The organism is Paenibacillus sp. LPE1-1-1.1, assembly GCF_040676435.1.
In the GTDB taxonomy this organism is placed as follows: domain Bacteria; phylum Bacillota; class Bacilli; order Paenibacillales; family Paenibacillaceae; genus Pristimantibacillus.
The window spans coordinates 122,228-145,099 of sequence record NZ_JBEGHY010000034.1 but is presented as its reverse complement, the minus strand read 5'-3'; the positions used below and the strand labels follow the sequence as shown (position 1 = coordinate 145,099).

General features: G+C 47.6%; 20 protein-coding genes. 7 read left to right on the top strand and 13 right to left on the bottom strand.

Translation table 11 applies throughout. The annotated features are described in order from the left end of the window. Window positions 1-264: 264 nt before the first annotated feature. Genes MRBLPE1_RS23855 through MRBLPE1_RS23845 form a run of 3 tightly spaced genes read left to right on the top strand, consistent with a single transcriptional unit; the run spans window position 265 to window position 4,939 of the window. Window positions 265-2,097, top strand: coding sequence for a cache domain-containing sensor histidine kinase (locus tag MRBLPE1_RS23855; RefSeq protein ID WP_364150070.1), 1,833 nt, complete (start codon window positions 265-267; stop codon window positions 2,095-2,097). After that, window positions 2,082-3,662 (top strand): response regulator transcription factor, encoded by a 1,581-nt coding sequence (locus MRBLPE1_RS23850; RefSeq protein WP_364150067.1) that lies wholly within the window; start codon window positions 2,082-2,084, stop codon window positions 3,660-3,662. The genes MRBLPE1_RS23855 and MRBLPE1_RS23850 overlap by 16 nt, the downstream gene beginning before the upstream one ends. A 14-nt stretch (window positions 3,663-3,676) precedes the next feature. Beyond that, window positions 3,677-4,939: an extracellular solute-binding protein gene (locus MRBLPE1_RS23845; protein WP_364150065.1), complete on the top strand. Its 1,263-nt coding sequence runs from the start codon at window positions 3,677-3,679 to the stop codon at window positions 4,937-4,939. A 328-nt stretch (window positions 4,940-5,267) separates the two neighbouring features. Here the strand turns inward: MRBLPE1_RS23845 and MRBLPE1_RS23840 are convergent, their stop codons facing one another. The 6 genes from MRBLPE1_RS23840 to MRBLPE1_RS23815 form a co-directional block, all read right to left on the bottom strand. After that, complete coding sequence (locus tag MRBLPE1_RS23840; protein ID WP_364150062.1) at window positions 5,268-6,254, bottom strand: oxidoreductase; 987 nt, start codon at window positions 6,252-6,254, stop codon at window positions 5,268-5,270. A 653-nt stretch (window positions 6,255-6,907) separates the two neighbouring features. Beyond that, the gene (locus tag MRBLPE1_RS23835) at window positions 6,908-9,100 is read right to left on the bottom strand and encodes an MMPL family transporter (protein ID WP_364150059.1); all 2,193 of its coding nucleotides are present in this window, start codon (window positions 9,098-9,100) and stop codon (window positions 6,908-6,910) included. Window positions 9,101-9,171: 71 nt separating this feature from the next. After that, on the bottom strand, window positions 9,172-10,548 hold the full coding sequence (locus tag MRBLPE1_RS23830) for a sensor histidine kinase (RefSeq protein ID WP_364150056.1): 1,377 nt from the start codon (window positions 10,546-10,548) through the stop codon (window positions 9,172-9,174). Further along, window positions 10,545-11,225 carry a response regulator transcription factor gene (locus MRBLPE1_RS23825; protein WP_364150053.1) on the bottom strand — a complete coding sequence of 227 codons (681 nt, stop codon included), beginning with the start codon at window positions 11,223-11,225 and terminating at the stop codon, window positions 10,545-10,547. Before MRBLPE1_RS23825 ends, MRBLPE1_RS23830 begins: the two co-directional genes overlap by 4 nt. Window positions 11,226-11,251: 26 nt before the next feature. Then, a complete protein-coding gene (locus MRBLPE1_RS23820) occupies window positions 11,252-12,448 on the bottom strand; it encodes a copper amine oxidase N-terminal domain-containing protein (RefSeq protein ID WP_364150050.1) in 1,197 nt (398 codons plus the stop codon). Between the two features lie 162 nt (window positions 12,449-12,610). Beyond that, window positions 12,611-13,429, bottom strand: coding sequence for a protein-glutamine gamma-glutamyltransferase (locus MRBLPE1_RS23815; protein ID WP_364150047.1), 819 nt, complete (start codon window positions 13,427-13,429; stop codon window positions 12,611-12,613). Window positions 13,430-13,566: 137 nt separating this feature from the next. On the opposite strand from MRBLPE1_RS23815, the gene MRBLPE1_RS23810 reads away from it, so the two are divergent. Beyond that, window positions 13,567-13,695, top strand: a complete 129-nt coding sequence (locus MRBLPE1_RS23810; protein ID WP_364150044.1) for a hypothetical protein — start codon at window positions 13,567-13,569, stop codon at window positions 13,693-13,695. Further along, window positions 13,688-13,849 (top strand): class F sortase, encoded by a 162-nt coding sequence (locus MRBLPE1_RS23805; RefSeq protein WP_364150041.1) that lies wholly within the window; start codon window positions 13,688-13,690, stop codon window positions 13,847-13,849. Before MRBLPE1_RS23810 ends, MRBLPE1_RS23805 begins: the two co-directional genes overlap by 8 nt. Before the next feature lie 108 nt (window positions 13,850-13,957). On the opposite strand, the gene MRBLPE1_RS23800 is transcribed toward MRBLPE1_RS23805, so the two are convergent. The 6 genes from MRBLPE1_RS23800 to MRBLPE1_RS23775 all read right to left on the bottom strand — a co-directional run bounded on the left by MRBLPE1_RS23800 (window position 13,958) and on the right by MRBLPE1_RS23775 (window position 19,240). Then, window positions 13,958-14,341 (bottom strand): GNAT family N-acetyltransferase, encoded by a 384-nt coding sequence (locus MRBLPE1_RS23800; RefSeq protein WP_364150038.1) that lies wholly within the window; start codon window positions 14,339-14,341, stop codon window positions 13,958-13,960. Window positions 14,342-14,461: 120 nt separating this feature from the next. Continuing rightward, the gene (locus tag MRBLPE1_RS23795; RefSeq protein ID WP_364150035.1) at window positions 14,462-15,430 is read right to left on the bottom strand and encodes a DUF5667 domain-containing protein; all 969 of its coding nucleotides are present in this window, start codon (window positions 15,428-15,430) and stop codon (window positions 14,462-14,464) included. Between the two features lie 135 nt (window positions 15,431-15,565). Next, window positions 15,566-16,807, bottom strand: coding sequence for an ABC transporter permease (locus MRBLPE1_RS23790; protein ID WP_364150032.1), 1,242 nt, complete (start codon window positions 16,805-16,807; stop codon window positions 15,566-15,568). 13 nt (window positions 16,808-16,820) lie between these two features. Continuing rightward, on the bottom strand, window positions 16,821-17,555 hold the full coding sequence (locus MRBLPE1_RS23785) for an ABC transporter ATP-binding protein (RefSeq protein ID WP_364150029.1): 735 nt from the start codon (window positions 17,553-17,555) through the stop codon (window positions 16,821-16,823). Window positions 17,556-17,857: 302 nt separating this feature from the next. Beyond that, window positions 17,858-18,637, bottom strand: a complete 780-nt coding sequence (locus MRBLPE1_RS23780; protein WP_364150026.1) for a Cof-type HAD-IIB family hydrolase — start codon at window positions 18,635-18,637, stop codon at window positions 17,858-17,860. Between the two features lie 153 nt (window positions 18,638-18,790). Then, window positions 18,791-19,240, bottom strand: coding sequence for an SRPBCC family protein (locus tag MRBLPE1_RS23775; protein WP_364150024.1), 450 nt, complete (start codon window positions 19,238-19,240; stop codon window positions 18,791-18,793). 137 nt (window positions 19,241-19,377) lie between these two features. Between MRBLPE1_RS23775 and MRBLPE1_RS23770 the strand changes: the two genes are divergently transcribed. Both MRBLPE1_RS23770 and MRBLPE1_RS23765 read left to right on the top strand, forming a co-directional pair. Further along, window positions 19,378-20,199, top strand: coding sequence for a helix-turn-helix domain-containing protein (locus MRBLPE1_RS23770; protein WP_364150021.1), 822 nt, complete (start codon window positions 19,378-19,380; stop codon window positions 20,197-20,199). 149 nt (window positions 20,200-20,348) lie between these two features. Beyond that, complete coding sequence (locus MRBLPE1_RS23765) at window positions 20,349-21,170, top strand: hypothetical protein (RefSeq protein ID WP_364150018.1); 822 nt, start codon at window positions 20,349-20,351, stop codon at window positions 21,168-21,170. A 63-nt stretch (window positions 21,171-21,233) separates the two neighbouring features. Here MRBLPE1_RS23765 and MRBLPE1_RS23760 read toward each other — a convergent pair whose 3' ends face one another. Further along, a complete protein-coding gene (locus MRBLPE1_RS23760) occupies window positions 21,234-22,811 on the bottom strand; it encodes an ATP-binding protein (protein ID WP_364150016.1) in 1,578 nt (525 codons plus the stop codon). Window positions 22,812-22,872 lie beyond the last annotated feature (61 nt).

Here is a 22,872-nt window from a genome sequence, read left to right as displayed (position 1 = left end):
ACCTTTTTTTTAAATTCATATCGTAATATTGGACACCCTATCCCGCTGTTTTTCGAAATATTGATTGTTTTTTACTTCAAAGCATTTTATTTTTCCAAATTTTATAAATTAATGCAGGGTGTAAAATATTATTCTCTTACGTTAAAATAATACACTTTAGCGTTTGGCACAGGCATAAAGCAAGGATTTACCTATAAATGACATTGGTATAGTCTATCTCATCTTGTACACTATTTAGATAAGAAACGAATTAGGAGAGTCGCAATGGTACGAATATTCCGGTTATCAAACCGCTTTACCGCCAAAATCATACTAGTGCTGCTGCTCGTCATATTAATCCCTACTATATTTACAAGCTTGTCATTCTACTGGGTGTCCGACTCCATCCTCAAGAAAAATGTTAGGGAGTCCAGCGTTCAAATGGCTAAACAAACGGCGGAATCGCTATCTTTCATTTTTAATGTTGGAATCGACACCTCCGATTTTATTTCCAGTGATCTGAACATTCAGAGCGTTGCTTTACACGCAAATAGCAAGCCCTCCTACAAGGAGAGCTTGGATTCCCGATCAATTAATACGCTGCTGAACAACATTGTCTATTCCAACTCCTTCGTCAAAATCGTTTATGTGCTGAAAGAGAATGGAAGAGGCTGGGGAAGCGGCACTTTTTCAGAGTCAAAACTTAAGGATATACAGCTTTCCGATCAGGAATGGGTGAAGGCAGCCAAACGAAAAAACGGAGAATTGGTTTGGCAGGGGATCCAGTATGACCGTTTCAGCGGCGGAGGCGTCAATACGGACTTGGTTCTGCCTGTAGGAAGAGTCCTAAAGGATATAAACAATTTGAATAACATAGGGATGGTTCAGGTTCAGTTGGACGGGCGCTCCATTCTGGGCACGATTGAGCAGTTGAATCTCGGGAGGACGGGTAAGTTTTTTGTTGTGGACTCCGAAGGAAAGATCATGATCGATTCCGATCTCAGTGCGATCAACAAGGTCGTAGACAATCCCGGGTTGTACAGCCAGATTGTGGGTGATGACGCGATGGAATTTGAATTTGACATGAATGGAACAACCTATTACGGGGTTAAGCAGCTTCTTAGTAACGGCTGGATGATTGTAGGGACAGTTCCGGTCCATGAAATCAGCGGTCAGTTGAACAGTCTTCAGAACTGGATATTGGTGTCTTCCGCCGTTTTCTCATTGCTTGCCATTGGCATTGGTTTTTTTATTGCCAGAGGGGTGACGAGGCCTGTACAACAGCTTACCCGCAGCATGCTGCTCGTTCAAAAAGGAGACCTAAAAGTAAGGACAGATATTCGTTCCTCAGATGAAATCGGCTTTTTGAGCAAGCATTTTAACAAAATGCTTCACGAAATCGAGCATCTGATGCAGCAGGTGGAAAATGAGCAAAGCGAGAAGTATCATGCTGAACTTCGCGCTGTCATTCACCGAGTTCATCCACACTTTCTCTATAACACGCTTAGCACACTGCGGTGGCTTATTCAATCGAATCAAAATGATCGCGCTTCGGATGTTTTGTCGGCGCTGAACCATCTTTTGGAGGCTAATATGTCTAAAAGCGGGAACATGATATCGGTGGAAGAGGAGCTGGAAATTGTTCGAAAGTACCTGGTCATCCTTGAGATTCGCTACGAAAAAACATTCCATTTGGAGATGGACGTTCAAGCGGGCACAGAGAAGATCATCATCCCCCGCATGCTGCTGCAGCCTGTGGTGGAAAACGCGATTTTCCACGGGATCGTTCCGAAAAATACGGACGGTACCATTTCGATTAGTATCCGCAGCCGTGATGGAGTTTTGGAATTTCTCGTAAATGATGACGGTCTAGGCATCGGGGATGAAAAGCTGAAGGAATTGAATGATCCAGATGCTGCTATCGCAAAAGGGGAAATCGGGATCGGTCTGCGCCATATTTATGACACACTGCGTCTTTATTATGCACGAGATTGGGAATGGTCGATCACAAGCGAGCCGGGGCAAGGAACGACAGTACGCATTTTGTTAAAAAAACTCATACAAACCGCCGCAAACAACGAGCAGATTGGGGGGGGGATACGATGTATAGAGTTATGATCGTAGATGATGAGCCTGTCATCCGAAACGGAATTAGTGCCTTTGTCGATTGGGAAGAGGAAGGATTGTCGGTAGAAGACCATTACGCCAACGGTGCAGAAGCACTGGCTGCTCTGGAAAGCGGTTCAGTCGATATTCTTATTACGGATATCAAAATGCCTTTGATTAACGGTATTCAACTTATGAAGCAATCGATAGAACGTTACCCTTGGATCAAAGTGATTCTGATCAGTAACTACAGCGACTTTGAATATGTAAAGGAAGGGCTTCAGCTGGGCGCTGTCGATTATTTATTAAAGCTAACCTTAAATCGGGATGATCTTCTTGCCGTCCTTCGGCGTTGTATCTCCATGCTTGAGGAAGAACGGAGGAAAGATTCCGAACGGTATCATTTTCAACAGGGAGCTCTCTACAGGGAAAGAAAAATAGTTGAACAGGAGATTAAGAGATTGATCGTGCAAGAACAGTCCTCGCCTTCATCAACCGCTTGGGTCCCAGCATGGCTGGAAATGTCTTATGTCTGCGTCTATTTTATGCTGGATGCCGCGGAGGAATGGAGAGAAAATGACGGCTTTCTGTATGTGCAGCTAATGCTAGAGGAATTGCAGGAAAAGTTGTATGAGTTGGTGGAGGAAGGAACAGCACTGCTGGTGGCCGAAAACAGCTTGTTTCTTATCTTTCCCAATAATGATGCAGAAGTTGAACGGCAGCTCGGTCAGTGGAAGCAATTATTGGAGACGAAATGGAAAATTTCAATTTCAGCCGGATTTGCGATAGAGCAAGGAGTGTATAACATTCTTAAGGGATTTGCTGACAGCCGCTCGGCCTGCCAGAGGCGATTTTTCGATGGGCTGGGCGGTCTGTATCGCATGAGCGAATTACAGAACAATCGTGAAAATACGTATACGGTCGCAGATCCATCTTATGATTGGACACCTATTTTCGAAATGATTCATGCTGGTGATCCGGTTTCATTCGCAGTTGAGTTTGCGCTTAAACGCTGGAAGGAGGGGGCCTTGAGTCCGGAACAAGTCAAGCATGAGGCGTTCAGCTTACTTGAAGGTGTTAATAAGCTGCATACAAACGATGAGACACTGCTCGCTGAGCGTTATGAAATGCTGAATCAGGCGGAGACATTGGCGCAATTGGCTTCCATATTGGCTTGTCAGTTGGAGGAAATGGAAAAGTCCTTTATACCAAAGCTGACCGATAACGGCTATGGCGGACAGTTGATCACGAAGGCGCTGGAATATATAGCAGCCCATTATACCGAGAACCTGACTCTTCAGAGCGTGGCGGATTTCGTTCATCTCAGCAAAAGCTACTTCAGTCTTTTATTCAAAAAACAAACCGATCGGAATTTTATCGATTATTTGATCGAGCTGCGGATTCGGGAAGCAAAGAAGCTATTGGCGCACAATGATGGCAGAGTTTACGATGTAGCGTGCGCTGCGGGTTTCAAAGACGTAAAGTATTTCAGTAAGGTGTTCAAAAAGGTGACCGGTATTACTCCAATGGAATACAGGGATAAGCACCAAACACCAGAATTCAAAATTGGTTCATAAAGGAGGATTTCGTAATGGCCAGCCGCTGGGCATCTTTATTACTGCTTCTAGTATGGACAGCCGGTTGCGGAAGCCAGTCCGTAATCTCCGATCCAAAGAACGTTCAAATGCTTCACGGTAACGAAACAACGGAAATTACTTTTTGGCACACCTATAATGATAAAGAAACCTGGCTGCTGGATCAAGAGCTGATCCCGGCTTTTGAACGGGAGAACCCAGCCATAAGAGTCAGATCCATAAACCTAGCTAACAATAACGAACTAAAAAACAACTTAATAGTACGTGCTTCCTCTAACCGCGGTCCTGACGTAGTTAGAATGGATATCTCCTGGGTACCCGAGTTTTCATGTAAAGGGCTTCTTGAACCGTTAAACGGGTTTTCGGGCTTCGAAAACATACAAAATACTCTTCATCGTAAAACAATGAGCGTAGGTTTCTATCAGAACCAATACTACAGCTTGCCGCTCAACCTGTATACGACAGCGCTTATCTTTAACAGAGAGCTGCTTGAACGCGCGGGTTATTCAGAGCCGCCGGGCACGATGGAAGAAGTTCTGGAGCTTGCAAGGAAACAACGTTATACGATCGGACTTGGAGGACTGGAGGCTTGGGATACTCTTCCATACCTTTATAGCCTTGGAGGGGCTTTTATGAACGGGGATTTCAGCAAAGCTTCCGGATTTTTAAACAGCAAAGAGACAATCCGGGCTGTGGAGCAGCTGGCCTCTCTTTACAGAGATGGACAGATTGACATCTCGGTGTTAATCAATAACGTAGACAACTGGGCCGGGGTACGGAGCGGAGAGCTGCTTATGACAGATGAAGCACCCTGGTTCTACGGCTTATTGAATCCTGCAGATTTGGATCGCGCCCTTCAACAGTCTCTTCCCGTACCGTTTCCACGGAGCAATGGCCTCGCTTCAATTATTGGCGGCGAAAATTTGGTTATTATGAAGGGCAACAAAAAACGGGATGAAGCATGGGCTTTTATGAAATGGATGACGGGAAAGGATGCGCAGCTTGTCATGTCGCGGGCTGGACTAATTCCGACCAATAGGGAGGCTGTTGACGCTCTAACCGTTGGTAGGGAGTCTTACCTTAATGCTTATTTGGAATCTATGAATAATACTTTTTTGCGCCCGCCGGTCAAAAATTGGAGCAAAATCGATGAAGTGTATACGATGTATTTAAGAAAAATATTTTTGGGAGAATTGACCGTTAAGGATGGCTTGGATCAAGCGGCGTCTGAAATCGATGATCTATTAGTTCACTTCTAATGGCCGCTGAAGCACAAAAAACACAAGTAAGTAATCTGCCTCCAAAAACCTTATCGTTCTTTTCGGCTACGGCATGGCTCCCCGCAAATGTCCACAGCTAGACTATATTCGAAAACAGCGCTTGGTAAACCGTGACTTACATTAGATTACGATTATGTCGGACAAGCTGCGACATTTGCGGATAAAGGAGAAGATGGCGACAAAATCGTGTCTGGTGCTGTAACAAATTCCGCTTCCGAAGTCAGCCTTTGCAACGGGCAATAAAACGTATAATGCCGCAAAAAAACCAAAAGCTATCCTTCTCTAATCCTTTCCTCTACAACTTCTTTTATAACCTCACGACCGTCCTGCCCTTGGACTGTCCCTTCAAAAACAACGCCGTCTGCTCCATCACCTGCTCCAGCCCAATTTCGTTGCATAATTCATTTAGGAATTGCGGCTTATAAGAACCTGCTATCAGCTCCCAAACCTTGCTCCGCTTCTCCATGCCAACCATAACCGAATCAATGCCGATGAGCCGGACTCCTCTGATAATAAACGGAAATACCGTAAGCGAAAGCTCAGAGCCGCCTGTTAGGCCGCTCGCCGCGACCACGCCGCCGTATTGCATTTGCGGCAGCAGTCCAGCAAGCGTCTCGCCTCCGACACAGTCGATGGCCCCTGCCCAAAGCTGCTTGTCCAGCGCCCGCTTCGTGCCTGCCGCCAGCTCTTCTCTGGAGAGGATTCGCTTAACGCCCAGCCCATGCAAATACGCGTGCTTGTCCGGCTTGCCGGTGCTTGCCGCCACCTCGTAGCCGAGCTTGGCCGCAATCGCGGCAGCCACGCTGCCAACGCCGCCCGTTGCCCCCGTTACGAGAATAGGACCATCCTCCGGGCGCACACCGTTTTGCTGCAGCTCATAGATGGACAATGCCGCCGTAAAACCTGCTGTTCCCAGTATCATCGCCTCTTTCATCGTTAACCCTGGAGGCAGCTTAAGCGCCCACTCTGCCGGCACTCTTGCAAACTCGCTATAACCGCCAAAATGGCTGACTCCCAATCCATAGCCCGTCACAACAACCTGATCTCCTGGCTGAAACCGCTCATCTTCACTGGTAACGATGGTACCGGCCAAATCAATGCCCGGAATAAACGGATAGCTCTTTACTACTCCGCCGTTTGCCAAACAAGCTAACGCATCCTTGTAGTTTACGCTGGAATACGATACCTGAATGAGCAGCTCGCCCTCTGGCAGATCCGCTGCCTCCATAAGCTTCGTTTCACCAACGACTTGGCCATTTATTTGATTGATCACTAGCGCTTTAAAGGATGTCATGCAAACTCCTCCATTCAGTACCCATTTTTAGGACTTGGACTACAACGACTTCCCATGTTTTTGAAATGATTAACTTATCGCACAATACCGATTAGCACCCATAAACATTGAGTTATGCTGTTCCCAAAACGAAAGGGATCATCTTCTACAGTAGCAGTTTTTTGTGCGGATTGCGACATGGTTTCTTAAGCGTAAAAAAGGATGGCCACGGCCTTATTGCCGCGAGCCACCCCCTATTTGCGAAGTACTCCCTACGTCCGCTGCACGGCTTCTCTCTTTTGTTCATTCCTTTTGTTCATTCCTTTTGTTCGTTCTCATTGTTATCCATATTGTTCATCCTCATTTCGTTTGTCCCTTCAAAATTAACTGGAAATTCTCCCGTTAATTTGGTCCAGATAGCATTACAGCCAAATTTAACAGGAAAAATTCCCTTTAATTTCGGCCAAACCACCGTCTCAACGGGAACCGGACTGAATTAACGGTAACAAATCCTGTTAATTCATGCCCGAACGTCATATCGCTTATTTTAACAGTAGAAAATCCCGTTAAACACACCAAGACTAACAAAAGGTCCATCAAACAAGTTTTTTTCTCCCGTTGATTCTTGCGCGTCCTTTGGATTCCAGGGTCTAAAAACAAGAATAGAGCACCCGCTAGGATGCTTCATTCTTGTTTTTATGGGTAAGTAAGCTCATTAATGCAGGCAGCAGCATCCCTCTAACGAGAAATGTATCCAGTAAAATGCCCGCTGCCATCATAAAGCCGAAGAGAAACAGCTCCTGCAGCGGCTGCGTCATCAGCACGGCAAACGTCGCCGCAAGAATGATTCCTGCTGATGAGATGACGCTGCCCGTCGACGCCACCGCAAGCTGAACCGCCTTTCGCCATGGATGGCGAGCCGCTTCCTCCTGTACGCGCGAGACGAGCATAATATTATAATCGACGCCCAAGGCAACCATAAAGACAAAGCTGTACATCGGCAGCCGATAGCTGATTGATTCATAACCAAGCAGACCGTGGAACACGCCCCAGCTCATACCCAGCGTCGCCGCGTATGATAACAAAATCGTAATCATCATATAGAAGGCGAGCTTTACCGAGCCCGTTTGCCAAGCGAGCATTATGGTGATGAAGAGAATAATAAGCGTGAACACAACCGCCATATCCTGCTTGTTCATTGCCCGCACATCAACCTGCGCCGCTGTCTGACCGGCGAACTGCAGCGATTGGAGCGAAGGGTCAAAACCGCTCTCGCGGAGTAACGAGCTGCTGTCCTTCTTCCACTGCTCTACCGTATCCAGCGCCTTATTCTCATAGGGATTCGTTCGTAATATCAGCTGAAGCCGCGCCGTGCGCATATCCTTCGATATGGCCTCTGCAGGCAATGGCTCTCCAAGAAGCACATCCGGATTTACGGAAGCTATGCTTCCTTGTCCTTTCATTTTTTCCGTCAAGGCATGCAGGTTATTCGCGAAGGAGCTATCTGCTTCAATATCAGCTCCATTGTTTACGAGCAGTGTAACGGGGGCCAGCTCCCCCGGCGGATAATGCTGCTCCAACAGCTCAAATCCTTGGCGTGAAGCCAGCTTCTCAGGAAAAGATTCCATGAGATTAAAGGAAAAGCTGACCCCCATGCTGTTACATGCCGCTAACAGCAGCAGCACGAGCAGAATTCCCGCAACCCGCTTCGGCTTACTCGTAACAAAGCTTCCAGCGCGTGTCCATAAGCGAGTGCGCGTCCTGGTTTCCAAAGACTGTGTCTGCGCTTTCGGTACGAAGGGCCAGAAAGCTTTGCGGCCAAGCAGGGCAAATACAGCGGGTACGAGCGTAAGGCCAGCCAGCAAAATAACGGCCACCGCAGCCGAGAATACCGGCGCAAAGCCCCTATAAGGCTGAAAGGTTGCAGCAAACAAAGCCAGCATAGCCAGAAGAATGGTCCCCCCGCTGAATAAAATAGGTTCCGCAACATACTTCATGGCCGCTCCCATCGCCTGGTGCTTGCTTTCAGCTTGGAGCAGCTCCTCGCGGTAGCGTGAAAATACGAATAAGCAATAATCGGTGATCACGGCGAATAACAGGATCATCATAATCGATAATGATTGCTTATCGATAACGAACAAGCCCGCTTTGCCCGCGAGTCCGATCAAGCGGTCCACAACCGCATAAACAAGGCCTGCAGCCGCTAGCGGTATAATCGCGAGCAGCGGCGAACGGTAGATCACGATGAGCAAAATAAGAATAAGAATAACCGTGGAGAACATCAGCACCATATCCGCATTCCGAAAGAGCGTAAGCGTGTCAGCGGCAATCGCAGCCGGCCCGGTCAGCTCAAGCCGAACCTCTGCAGTCCCAAAACGCTCCCAATTCTCTCTTATCGCCTCCAATGTTGTCAGCACCTGATCCGATTCCGTGTGTACCTTCAGCGAAACAGGCAGCAGCAGCGTCGTCCGGTCCTCGGATAGCTGCTTGACTTGCACAGGCTCTGGCATGTCATGGAAAGGCATTGCTTTATCCACCTGTACAGGCTTTGAATCCGAGGCAAGCCACTCGCTGAGCAGCGAGATGCTCTTTCGATGCTCGGCTGTGATTGCTTGTTCGTTATGGAACACGAGCAGCACCGGCATCCCGTCCGAGGAGGAAAATTGCTCATCCAGCAAACGCTGCGCTTGCGCAGCTGAATTACTGCCGCCGGCATTGCCTTCCCCCGCACTTATCGCATACTCCTTCGCGCCCGGAGCTGCCAGGCTGAGCGCAATCGCAAGCAGCACCCAGCAAAGCAAACTTATTTTGGCTCCGCGCGGGCTGCACACATATTGAATTACCTTTTGCAACGGCTTTACATTCATGTTCTTGTCCTCCTGTTCTGTCCTTCTCCCGCATTATCGAACAGGAAGATGAACGAACGATGAACAGAACATTACAAACGCGGAAACGTTACGATAACCGAGGTACCCTCTTCAGGCTGGCTGTAAACCGTGATGCTCCCTTGATGGAGAGCCACTATTTTTTGCACGATCGAGAGCCCGAGTCCACTGCCTGCCGACTTGTGACTCCGAGCTTTATCCGCCTTATAAAAACGGTCAAAAATATACGGGAGATCCACCTCTGGAATGCCGATTCCCTTATCGCTAATCTTTACTTCAATAACATCCGATTCTGCGATGGATATAGAAATGGCTTCTCCCGGTTGCGAAAACTTAATGCTATTGGCAATGAGGTTCAACCATACCTCATAAAGCAGCTGCTGATCCGCATGAACGACCGTGTCGGGCAATTCAAGCTCCAACTCGAGAGACTTTTCCGTCCATTGCCATTCCAGCGTAATTAAGATTTGGCGAATTTGTTCATCCAAACGAAAAGCCGTTTTATGCAGCGGCTTGCTCTCTTTATCCAGCGCTGCCAGCATCAACAGCTGCTTGCTTAAGCCTGATAGGCGCTTGCTTTCCATTTCGATTATGGCTAGATAGCTATCCGTTTGCTCCGGCGTGGTCTCCTTATCGAGCACAGCCCGTGCCAAGCCCTGCATCGAAGTTAGCGGCGTTTGAAATTCATGCGACACATTAGCCACAAATTCTTGGCGCATCTGGTCCAGCTGCTTGATCGCAAGCGTCATCGCCGAGAAATTGCGAGCCAGCTCACCTATTTCATCCCCTCTTGAGAGCTGAAGGTCCGCATCAAAATTACCGGCAACCATCTGCTGGGTCGCTCTCGTCAGCTCATTAACCGGTTTAACGATCAGCCGCGATAAAATAATGATTAGCACGAGACTAATCACAAAAGTCATGCCGATTAGGATGCCGGCAATAATGCGAACCTCTCCAATCTGCTGCTGCAGATCCGGCCGAATAAATAAGGCCGCTTCGCCCTCATCCGTCTGAATAGGCAAACCAACCGTATTCAGGATACTATTTTTAAAATAGGAGAACAGCTGAAGCCGGTCCTTCTGTTTCTCCATGCCGAGGTATACTTCTCCGTCTCGAACAGCCTTTATTTGCTGCTCGTTCAGCTGTCCATGCTTGAATGGCGAACCGTAAATTCGTCCCATCCCGTCCCTATTTACATAATAAATCTGGTAACCAAGCTTAGCCGTATGCGCCAAATAAGTATCCAGATCCAATTGCGGATTCTGCTCATATTGATCGCGAATGCTTTGCGCGGTTGCGAGCATCTTTTGCTCATTGCCGGATTGCTGCTTATATTGATAGTACAAGCTCGTTAACAGCAACCCCAGCAGGCCGCTGATCATCGCGACCATTACAAACGTGAAAACAATACGCACATATAACGATTTCATCCTTCACGCACCTCCAGCTTATAGCCAAGACCCCGAATCGTCGTGATGGTGAAGTCGTCCTGCCGGTCTGCAAAACGCTCGCGCAGCCTTTTGATATGAACATCGACAGTGCGGCTGTCGCCCTGAAAGTCCGCGCTCCATATCAGCTGAATCAGCTGCTCGCGCGTATAAATACGGCCCGGATGGCTGGCTAATTGGGATAACAGCTCAAATTCGCGCAGCGGCAGCGTAAGAATGGCTTCGCCTATTTTAATCTCATAGCCTCTTCGGTCGATGACAACGCTGCCCAGCTGAATGATCTCCGAGGACACAAGCCGATATCTGCGCAGCAAAGCTTTCATACGGAAGAGCAGCTCCTTCGGCTCAAACGGCTTTACGATATAATCATCCGTTCCGGCATCGAAGCCCTTCTCCTTATCCTCCATCTCGGCCCTCGCTGTCAGCATGATGACCGGAATATCATAATGAAGCCTAATCTCCTGGCAAAGTTCGAAACCATCTTTCCCCGGCATCATAATATCTACGACTGCCAAATGGACCTGCTCATTCTCCAGCAGCCCAGATGCAGCTTGTCCATTTTCCGCTTCAAGCACGACATACCCGTCCTTCCGCAGCACAAACCGCAGCAGCTCACGAATAGATGGATCATCATCCACGACTAATACATGCATTCTCATCGACTTTCTCCCTGCAAATGTTCAAATTAATAATCACTATTAATATTAAGCTCGCTATTGTAGGTCCACCTTATACCATCGATTAAATCCATACTGATGATGACTTCGTATTCATAAGGCTCTTCTACTTCCTCCTCCCCGTCCAGCTGTTCACTGTAAAGAATTCGCGCATGAACAGCGGCATAGGAATCATCCATATAGACAACTCTCGTTTCTAGCAGTTCTTCCTTAGTCGTAGTAATCTCAAACCGGGTTTTTAAAATCTTTTCATATGTATACCATTCCTGTGCTCTGCTGTTCCAATACGCTATATACAAAGGTGATGTAAACGAGATAGCCTGGTCATAATTCTCTTCATTCATCGCTTTAAAATAAGCATGTAAATCACGTAAAACATTCTGCACGGCTGCAGGCTTATTCTCCTCTAGCTCTTTAACCGTATTGTCCACATCACCCGGCAGCTCCATTTGAAAATGTATAGGATTAACCTTGTATATTTTCCAAACGGTACCGACCTTAATTAGAGAAAATTCGGTTTCAACGGATTCATGCAGCACCTGCGTTTCTGAACGGTAGCCCGCGGTGACAACCGCTCTCGTGTTTGAAGGATATTCGATTACCCCAACCCATGTTTCAAAGCTTTGATAAGGACCATACCCCTCGTACAGTTGTTCATCCAAATAAATAAGCTCCTCATAACCATCAATAAAAATATCCTGCAACGGCTGCTCCAGGCTGCGTTCCATATAACCTTTCAGAAGCCGCACGATACTTTTATCCTGTCCAAAGCCGTATTTCGTCAGAGTAACCGTTCGGCTCTTCTTCTCGAAAACCACCTCGTAACCAAGTACTTCTGCTGCGGACCGAATCGGCAAGTATGTCCGGTTCTGAATAATTCTAACCGGGCTTGATAAATAGTAGCCTCTCTGTTGGTACTCCATTATATTTTCCCCAGCCCATACCTTCAGCGTCTCTCCGTTCAGTTCGCCAATCAGTGCGTCTGTTTCCGGGTCACTGCCCACTTTGCCGCCAAGCCCTTCAATAAATGCACGAAATGGCAGCAAGGTTTCACCGTTCTTTATCATCGCTTTGGCATTTGGAAGCTTCGCTCCATTGACGATGACCTGCATATTTTCATTGGAAGCCGTATCTCCGTAAACTGGAGCTATACCACATAAAAACACAATAATAGCCGTTAATGCAATCTTGCTAATTTTATTCATATTCACCTCTCCAGTATGTATAAACTACTCAAGTTATACCATTTCACCCTATCTTTGAAAAGGATATGACTAATCAAGAGGGCAGGCAAAACACCCGTAATTGAAGCGGTACCCGCCTCACCTACAGATGCTTATTGCACAAATTCGACCTTGCCGCTTTGTTTAATATCTTATTGTACCTGATCCGATTCTCCCCGCGATTCCGATTTCCTCAGTCGCGCTTCTCTCTTCCCACCAAGCGTCCCTCATCGAAAGTCCCCGCAAGTATTCGAAGTCGGGATGTACGACCAAGTCCTGCAAATAAGCGGATATGGTGCTGTTCTCTTTTCTCATCCGATTCAACGCGTTAATAATCTCCTGCCCGGATTCAATGCCGATGCCGTGTCCGAAGTATAAGTCAGTATCCAGCATGATGACATTCTCCCCCTGCCACTCGGGTGTTTCCGGATCATTCTCGGGGTTTTTGAAATACAGCACGTCGCCCGGATACGCTTCATTTTTATTATAGGTCGTTATTAAGTTCAAATCGCGGTCATACTGCCAAGACCGTAGAAACAGGTTTTTGAAATAAGCGTTAAATACCGCATCGCCAACGGTATCAAGCACGGCTTTATACAGAATAATGATGATTGCGCCTGCGCATTCAAAGCCGTACAAGTGCCCATTTTCAAAAATATCGTTGATTCCGACAGACGGCAGCACGCCCCCTCTCAGCTGGAACCCGCCGTTTTCCGTACGCGTCCAGTATTCCTCATTGCATTTGGACCCCTCGAAGGTTGCAAAGCTTACGCCGCTGGCATAAAGCGCTTTGGCCGCCTCAACGATATGCGTTCGCATTTTGAGCTCAAATTCCAGCGCGTCAACGGACGGGTATCGATAAACGACCTGGCTGTTCTGCTTCGCCCGCAGCATCCTTCTCTCCAGCTCTGTCAGCGTCAGCGGGTCCATCGTAAACACCGGACTGCCCGATACAAGTATCACCCTGATGTTCCTCCCTTTCATCCAGCATCTATTGGGTTATTGTACGTGCAAAAAAAATTTTTGTGAGTAGTGATCCAACAACGACTTCTCTTCGTGTTACTAGGCAAGATACAAAAACGAAGAGGAGTGTTTAACCCATGGCTGGACATGTGGACAGCTTAACGGGACCTGCCGTATTTTATAAGCTGGACCGCCTTAAGGCCGGTTATGAAGTAATCGTGTCGGATAAAGAAGGAACCACCCGCACGTTTTCTCGTTATGGATAAGCAGCGTTACCACCGGGAGGAGGCGCCGCTTGAGGATATTTTCGGCTTTTCCTATCAAAGCCATTTGAATTTAATTACCTGCACGGGGGAATTTAACGACGAAGCCAAGACGCATGAAGAGCGTTTAGTTATTTATACGGAGCTGAAAAAATAAGAAAAAAGAAGATCGCATTTACCGCGCGCCTTTATCAATACGATACGTATACACAAAGAAGAGAGCCGCAAACCATCGTTTGCGGCTCTCTTCTAAGCTTATTGTCTATTATTTAGGCATATTCCCGCTTGCGGTACCCATCCCGTCCGAGCTATACGTATCGGAGTACTCCGTATTCGTTTTCTCCCATACATCCTCATACGCGGAATGCCGCTTGAATTGCGCCAAAACATACGAACAGGAAGGAATAATTTTTCTTCCCTTTTCCCTAGCCTCATCGACAACGAAATCAAGCAATTGCTTTCCTAAATCCCGCCCGCGGTACTCGCCATCCACGTACGTATGGTCAATGACCCACGTATTCACGTCAACTAGCGTATAAGTAATTTTCCCGATGGTACCCTTTGTCGTTGTTAAAATATAGCTGTTACCTTGCTTTTGCGCCCTAATTTCCTCTTCAACCGCGCCATACAGGTCCCTGTCTGTGCTCATGGCTGCTTGCACCTCCTTGAAAGTGATCGACAAACCCTCTTCCGATCAAACCTTGGGTCTATACTTACTTACCCCAATGAGCATGCCATGAACCTTCACCTAAAGGAGAGCTCTTCAGATTTACTTGCCAGTATGGCTTTTTTCGCTGCGGTTGTTTTTATGGTCCTGCTGCTCTACCGTTTGCTTTTCTTGCTTTTCTGGTTTTATTTCCTTAGTCTTTGTTTCCTTAATCTTCGCTTCTTTAATTTTTGCTTCTTTATTTTTAGCTTCTTTAATCTTTGCTTCCTTCACTTCCGCTGTCTTGACCGTTGCAGCCTTCTCCGGCTTCGTTTGCTTGTCAAAAACCGTCTTTTGCTCCGCTGCGCTTTCAATGGAAGTGGTTACAGTGGTCGCAGCGGTTGCCGTTCCTTCACCGGAAGTAACCGCATCCTGCTCCGTTATGGACGCTGAAGTTGGCTCTTCGGAAGCCTTGTTTTCAAGCTTGGCGAGTTTTTTCTCCAACTTGCCGAAAGACTTTATGATATTTTTCAAAAGCGATTTCTGAGCTTGCGGGTTCTTAACCTTTTCCAGCGCGGAGGTAAGAGCTAAAATATTATGCTGCAGGTCGGATTTCACCTCAGACGCCTGTTGCAAATCTTCACCCTCGTTTTCTTCTTCCGCTTCAGAAGCGACCAGTTCTATGGCAACCTGCTGGTTCTCAAAAGATTTTTGAAGGGCCTGTTCCGACTTTTCCGTTTCTCCGTTAGCGTGCAAGGCAGCCGCTTCGGAAAGGCGCTCCTGTGCAAATTCCGCGAGCAAGCCGGCCTCTTTCACATTGTCAGCCGTAATCGACAATCTGATGTTTTCGTATATGGATTTTATAAAATAAAAGAAATCACCCGGCAATAGGTTTGGCGTTTTTTCCGTGCTTTCCGTAACCTCCGTCACAACCGGTGCTTCTGCTGCCACCGTGGCAGAAGATACCGGAGCTGACTCCTCCCCGGAAGCTAGTACGCTGCCTGTCCCAACGCCTAACGCAAGCATGCCGATTAAAGCGCTCTTAGCAATGAAGGTATTTCTTTTTGATCCCGTTCTTCTTCTCTGATTCAATTCGTTTACCACCTTCGTATTGTTTTCTTAGCTGCAGCTGTATGTAAACAATACGGCAAAGTGATAGGGTTTCTGGGGGTATCCGGATAACGCCTGGTCATCAAAGTGCAATCTTTCTGAAGAACATAGGTTCCATTACAACGCGGAATCCATCTTCTTGCTTGACCTGCCGTACCCGCTCACGGCTGCCCATGCGGCGGCGCAAATTAATGCGGCTGCAAAGGAACCGGCGACGCCTGCGAGTTTATGGCCTGCAATAGCGGACCAAACGAGAATCGGCGGCAATAGCAGCCAAAACCGCGAGAGCACAGCCCCTTTTTGGGCAGCATGCCGTCCCCAAGGGAATTGCGTGATAAACGCTTCCGCAAACCATTGCTTCCACTGAAGCTGCAGCCAAGTCATTCCTATTACCGTTAAAGCAACCACTAGAAAAGCCGCAATCGGTCCGGGGACAAGCGATACCGCATACACAGCCGCTGAAATAAAGCCAAGCCAGACGCGAATATGCGTCATGCCCCGCAAGAAGGCTTTCAGCCTCATTTCCGCCAGCATCGTCCCTGCATCGGACTTTCGGAATATTCGCTGGGAATACCGGAACAAGTACGGCCTTTTCACGCGAATAATCGGCTTCGATTCAATAACCTGGCTCATTAACAGCTCCGTGCTGCGCAGGCGCGAAGCGTTCTCTGTTTTTACTTCCGCCTCAAATTGAATTGGCGTTCGCAGGCCGAGACGAATCAGCAAGAATAAAACGACTGTGCCCGCAGCCAAGGAGACGCTCAGCATCCCAACGCTTCTCGCCCAAGCAATCATCGGAATCAGATAGATCGCAATAAACGCCAGCGTGGTCAATACTTCAAACGATCGCTTTCGCCAGCCCTTTAGCCTGCCATTAAGCAGCTGTATGCTGAGCGCCATAATCATCCCCGTCACTACCGTAAAGCCAAAGGCTAATCCAAGCTGCAGCCGCGATAGTCCCTCCGCCTTGATTAAGAAAGGCAGCAGCAGCAGATAAGGTATGGCCATTACGATTACTTTCTTTCCTAATGTGTAGGCGATACCGCAGCGCTTTAACGTCTGCAGCCATTCCGGCCGCTGCAGCAGAAATAACCGGTCAGCCTCCTCCACAAAAATTCGAATCTGTCCCACGAACAATAGAATAAGCAGTATAACCGGATATAACTCGGCCCAAGGCAGCTTGACGGCCCACTCTGGCATTTCCAGCAATGCCTCGCGGTATAGACCGCCGCCAATAATTAGTCCCGGAATAAGCATATAAAGCCATACCGTCCAGTCGAGTACGCTTAGCCAAGCGCGGAGCTGCTCTTTTTGATTGCGCTTCAATCGTATCCAAAATAATTGACGCGGTGTCATCATCCTGTTCCGCCCCCTAGGTCAATGCGTGAAAGCACTCGAACAATGTCGCGTTCTCCGCGCAGCCTGCATCGTTCCTCACTTGCTCCAAGCTGCCCCGCGATACGACTGAGCCATTATTAATGAGAACAAAACGATTGCAGATACGTTCAGCGGTGTCCAGCACATGCGTGCTCATAAGTACGCCTGCCCCGCGCTCCCGCTCGCCCTCCAGCAGCTTTAGAAAATCTGTCGTGGCCCGCGGATCAAGCCCGACGAAGGGTTCGTCCACAATATAAACATCCGGTTCCAGCAGAAAAGCAATGATCAGCATCAGCTTTTGCTGCATCCCCTTGGAGAAATGCGCAGGGTAATGATGCTTTTCTTCGAGCAAGCGAAAACGCTCCAGAAGCTCATCCGCTTTGCCTGCAAACTGCCGCTCTTCGATTCCAAATGCCGAGGCCGCCAAATGCAGATGTTCCCACAACGTCATATACTCATAAAATACCGGTTGCTCCGGCACATAGGCATAACGTTTATTTTTTCCGCCTAGCACAATCTCTCCGTTCACATGCGCCATTAAGCCGAGAATCGTTTTGATCGTCGTGCTCTTGCCCGCTCCGTTCGGACCAATCAATCCCACGAGCTCTCCCGGCGCTACCTCCAGCAAAATATGGCGAATGGTCGACTTGCCTTCCTCGTAGCCCGCCTCCGTTATCGCTGCGCGCAGTACATAGCCTGGCAAGCTTGTATTTTCCGCTTTATTATCCATTCGCAAGCAACCGCCTTTCCTAACTAAATTATTACGATACCTCTACGTTTTCCAAGGGGAATCAAGTCATATGCTGACTTGTTAAACTACAATCGGCAGCCTTGGACTAGATACTAACGTCCTAGACTGCCGATGTTTCACAAGATTTGTTTGGATAATAATTCCAATAAACATTGTAGCACGGAAACATTAGAATTTGAAATCTGCTTTCCGTTGGATAAAAAAAGCTGACACCACAGCGTATGGCGTCAGCTTTTTACTTAAAATTTTTTGCACATTTACACACAATCCATGCCTGCTGCTTAACGCTCTAAAAGACCCGCTTCCACAAGGCCGTTACGTATGCCCTGCTCGTCTACATGCGTCGTCACAAAATCGGCAAAGGGCAGCAGCTCGGGATGCGAGTTGCCCATAGCAATGCCGAAACCAACTGTCTCCAGCATTTCTTTGTCATTTAGGCCGTCTCCGAATGCAACGGCATCGGCAGGCGTCAGGCCCAGCTTATCGAGCAGCGCTTCGATTCCCTGTGCCTTTGAGCCTCCAGCCGGAAGGACGTCAATTGCCTGCGGATGCCAGCGAATCAGCTTTAATTCGGAATGCAGACCCTCATAAAGATGCTCTTCATGGCTCTCGCAGTGAAGGAAGACTTGATAAATGCCATCCGTTTTCCAAAACTCCGGATTGAAACCGGGCAAATCAACCTTCAATGAGTTAACCGATTCTATAATAAAAGGATGATCCTCTTTATCCGAGAAGAAGTTATGTTCGCCTTCAAAAACAAGCCCGTGATTATGCTCGGCAGCAACCTTAACGAGCGCTTCCAAGCGATGCTTTTCAATCTCGCGTTTATAAAGCGGTACGCCTTTGTAAACGACATATCCCCCGTTCAAACAAACGAACGATTCAATGCCAAGCTGCTCGGCAAGCGGTTTAATGAAATAAGGCGCGCGTCCCGTGGCAATGACCGGCTCAACGCCGCTTTCCTTCAGCTCCGCAATCGCTTTGACCGTATCGGCCGGAATTTCCTTTTGTTCGTTGATCAACGTGCCGTCAATATCGAAAAAAACAATTTTATAGCTCATTCTGCTCTCTCTCCTGTCCGTTGTCGCAGACGTATTACGCCTGTCCTTTTTTACAGTATAAAGAAACGGGACCGGAAAAGAAATCTTTACTCCCTTCAACCAGCAAAAAAAGAGCTTCAGCAGCAGCTGAAGCTCTTACAAAACCGAATGAAATTACCAGCCAAACGCTAAACCCTTGCCTGTCTCGATATACGTTTTCAAATTGCTTAGGATCATCCACCACTGGCTGTCGACCGTTTCCAATCCCGGGTGGTTCTCGGTAAATTGGTTATTGGTCAGGACAAGCTTGGTCGTTTCTCCGACAGGCTCGAGCGTAAAGGTAATGGTCGATTCCAGCTCCGCATGATTGGGGCGGTAAGATGGACCCGGATGCTCTAAAAAGCTAATTATTTTATTCTCCTCATATGCTAAAATAGTACCATAAATATGCACCGTCTCATCACCATCCTTACCCGGGCCGACATAGCGGAAGGAAGAGCCTTCTTCAAAGGTAGAATCAATGACGCAGCCAAAAAAAGTAGCCCTCGTGCCTTCCGGCGATATAAACGCTGCCCACACCTTCTCGGGCGCTGCACCGATATAGAACTCATATTTGAACTCCATGCGAAACACTCCTTCTCATTAACAAATATAGGATTTGCAGCTGATAGCAGCTGGCGCTTTCTTTGCTTAGTATAACGTTGTCCAACTGGCTGGTATTGTAAAAACGCGACAAATCGATCAATAGGAGAGATTTATAGATGCCAAATCCAACGCAAAATCGCAGCATGGGTATACTTCAGCTAAGCGAAGGCGAGAAAAAATTCCAGCTGCGCCGCTACGCCCCATCAGAAAAGCTCCAGCATTTTGTTAAGCATTATTGGGTCGTGAGCTGGGATTTGACCGGCCAGCCTCCTTATCTTCAGGACGTGGTCCCTAATCCATGCGTCAATTTGGTGATGGAGGACCATAGAAGCGGCATTTATGGCGTTTCCAGCCGTATGTATACGAAGAGAATCGAAGGCAAAGGACAAGTGTTCGGCGTTAAATTTCATCCCGGCGGTTTTTATCCCTTTATACGCACGGCGCTCTCCAATCTGACGGATCAATCGCTAGCTCTAGAAGAGATTTTTGGCGCGGATGCAGCCGATTATGAGCAGCAGCTAAGGTCGGCGGCCGACCCCGCGGACAGGATCGCGCTTACCGAGGCTTTGTTCATCAAGCATCTTCCGCCGCAGGACAAGACGATTATACTCATCAATCAGATTATCGATCGGATAAAGATAGACCGGGAGCTGGCTAAGGTGGAGCAAATTTGCGATACTTTTCATCTTAACAAACGAAAGCTGCAGCGTTTATTCAACCAATATGTCGGCATAAGCCCGAAGTGGGTGATCAAGCTGTATCGGCTGCAAAATGCGGCAGAGGCTATGGATACCGGCAGAGAGCATGACACGCTTAAGCTGTCTGCTGATCTTGGATTTTACGACCAGTCGCATTTCATCAAGGATTTCAAATCCATTATCGGCAAAACGCCTGATGGGTATGCAAAGCCCGCTGCCCTGCAGGACATCCGCGCTTGACTGTATTCGGAAGCTTCCTGTATATTAATGGAAGCAACTAAATAGGAACGGCTTACGATGGAAGCACCCGTAAGAGAAGGCGTATATCGCCTATCTTGCAGGTGCTTTTTTTGCGTATTTTGCCGTAACCAAAGGAGGCTTTATTGTTCATGAAAATTGCTTCAAGGTTAACCGTTTTCGGTCTCGTCTTCTTGTTCCTGCTCGCAGCTCCGTCCGTCATTTCTGCCGCATCGTTTGAATTTAGCGCTACTGCCAAGACAGCTTTCGACAAAATGAAAGGCGCCGCAGACAAAACGACAGCAGCCAAGTTAACCTCGCAGTATGCTGAGCTGCAGAGCGTGCAGAAGCTGACCCTCGACTGGGATAGCCGCATAGACAAGCTTCATTACCAAAACGAGGAGGCTGTGCTTGCTACCCGTAAACGGATAAAGGAGATTGACGCGAACAAGCTGCTTCAACTGGAGTCCGCCGTCGCGCAAGCAAAGAAAAAGTATGAGCCTTTATTCAGACTCTACGATTCATTGAATCAGCAGCTAATCATCGCAAAATCATTTAAGGATAAATTCGCAACAAGCTTATTGAAGCCGCAGGTCGAAACCGCGAAAGCAGCCGTTCAGCTTGCCAAGCTGGATATTCGCAGCAAGGAAGCTGCGTTAAAAGAGGCGAAAGCGAATACGGCGAAGTCGATAAAGAAGCTTCGCGATCAATTGGGCGGCATTGATTCAATTAAAGTGAAAATAAAAGCCTCCAAAAGCTCCGTCAGCACTACAAAAAAATACTTTACAACCGAAACCTCTCTTTTGAACCAAGCGGTGAAAAAAGGAGATGCGGCAGCAACCTCCGGTTCTTTGGCAAGAATGCTTGCCTATATCAAGCTGATTAATGAGCAAAAGCAAAAAACATATGACTATGAGCAGCAAACGTCGAGTATTATAGCTAAGGTCGATGCGCAAATTTCCGGTTACAATTAATCGGAGGAAAGCAGAAAAAAAGACGGCCCGTCAGCTGTATGCCGATTAGAGCCGTCTGTTCTTTTATGAAGCAGGAAACCAAACCTCAACGCTTGTCCCTATGCCCAATTCGCTGGATACGACCAAGCGCCCTTCGTGCGAGGCAACGATTTTATCCACCATCATCATTCCGAGCCCGTTCCCGTCACGTCTTGTCGTATGGAAGGGCTGGCCGATGCGCTGCTTTACTTCTTCCGTCATGCCAACGCCGTTATCTATAAACCGGATCCGCTGGTAACGATCGATGACATCCAGCCGAACAATGACCTCTCCTCCGAAGGGCAAAGCTTCCAAAGCGTTTTTCAAAATATTCAAAAACACTTGCTTCACTTGGTCACGGTCACATAGAATCGTCGTCGCTTCCATAAACTCGCTGCGAATGACAATCCCGTTCATCTCGAATTGCATTTCTAAAACGGATAAAACCTCTTGCAGAATAATGGCGCATTCTTCATCTTTATATTGTAACGCCTGCGGTCTTCCTAATATTAAAAACTCGCCCACAATAGCGTTCATTCGCTCCAGCTCCGACATCATGAGGTTGTAATAATGCGGGTTGGTTGTCTTGCTGGATAATTGCAGTATGCCCTTTACCGTAGTCATCGGGTTGCGAATTTCATGCGCAATGCTTCCCGCAAGCTGACCGGCAAATCCCAGCTTCTCGCTATTGCGCAGCAGCTCTTCAGCCATCTTCATTTGGGTAATGTCTCTTAGGCTGCCGACCACCCTAATAAGCTGCTCATTGTCGTAGATAGGCACGACATCAAGCATGTAATAATTCAGCTTGTCCGCTACCGTAATCGAAATTTCTTCGCCTACGCATGACTTACCGTGCAAGATAACCCGTTCAAAATAGGATCCAATCCTGCCCATGGCAAAAACGCTTGTACCTGCGAAAAGACGCTTCTCATGGATGGACTTTCCGAGTATTAAAGCGCTGTTATCATTTATTTCTAGAATGCTACCCCTGGCATCAGTAATAATAACGCCGTAATAATTCGTCTCGAGCAGCACCTGGTTCAGGATTTGAAGCTGAGTATTATGTTTGATCAACAAAAGCTCGCGCTCAATCGAATCGACGATTGTGCATAAGAGGGCAAGCAAATGGGGATGAGCGGATTGGATGTCGGTCATAAGCGAAAGAGTTCCTAGCATCTGGCCGTTGTCTTCCGCGTGAATAGGGGCCGTATAACATGCAAGCTGGTGCAAGACTTTATGGAAATGATCCTCTCCTACGAGCTGAACGGGAAGCTTGTTCCGCAAGCACAGATCAACCGAATTCGTGCTCAGCTCTTCCGAGAACCGGACACCCTCCGTAATCCCCAACTGCCTCACCTTGCTTATAATAGAGGGGTTTCCCTTAAATTCAAGAATATACCCTTTGTTATCCGTGATCGCGACGAAGAAAGGATCACCGGAAACAGAGGATAAAAATTTATCTACAAATACGCTGATAACCCTGATCACGTCTTTGTAGATTGTGCGACGGGTTTCCAGCTCCTCGCTTGACAACCATTCTGTATATTCAGGGAGCGCGTCCGGATTTAGGCCACGCAACCGGCATTGATTATGTGAATTGATGACCAGATTATTATTTATCATGTTGTTCTACCAATTAACCTTTCCGAAACGCCTGCTTCCATATTGTTGGACATTATCCAAT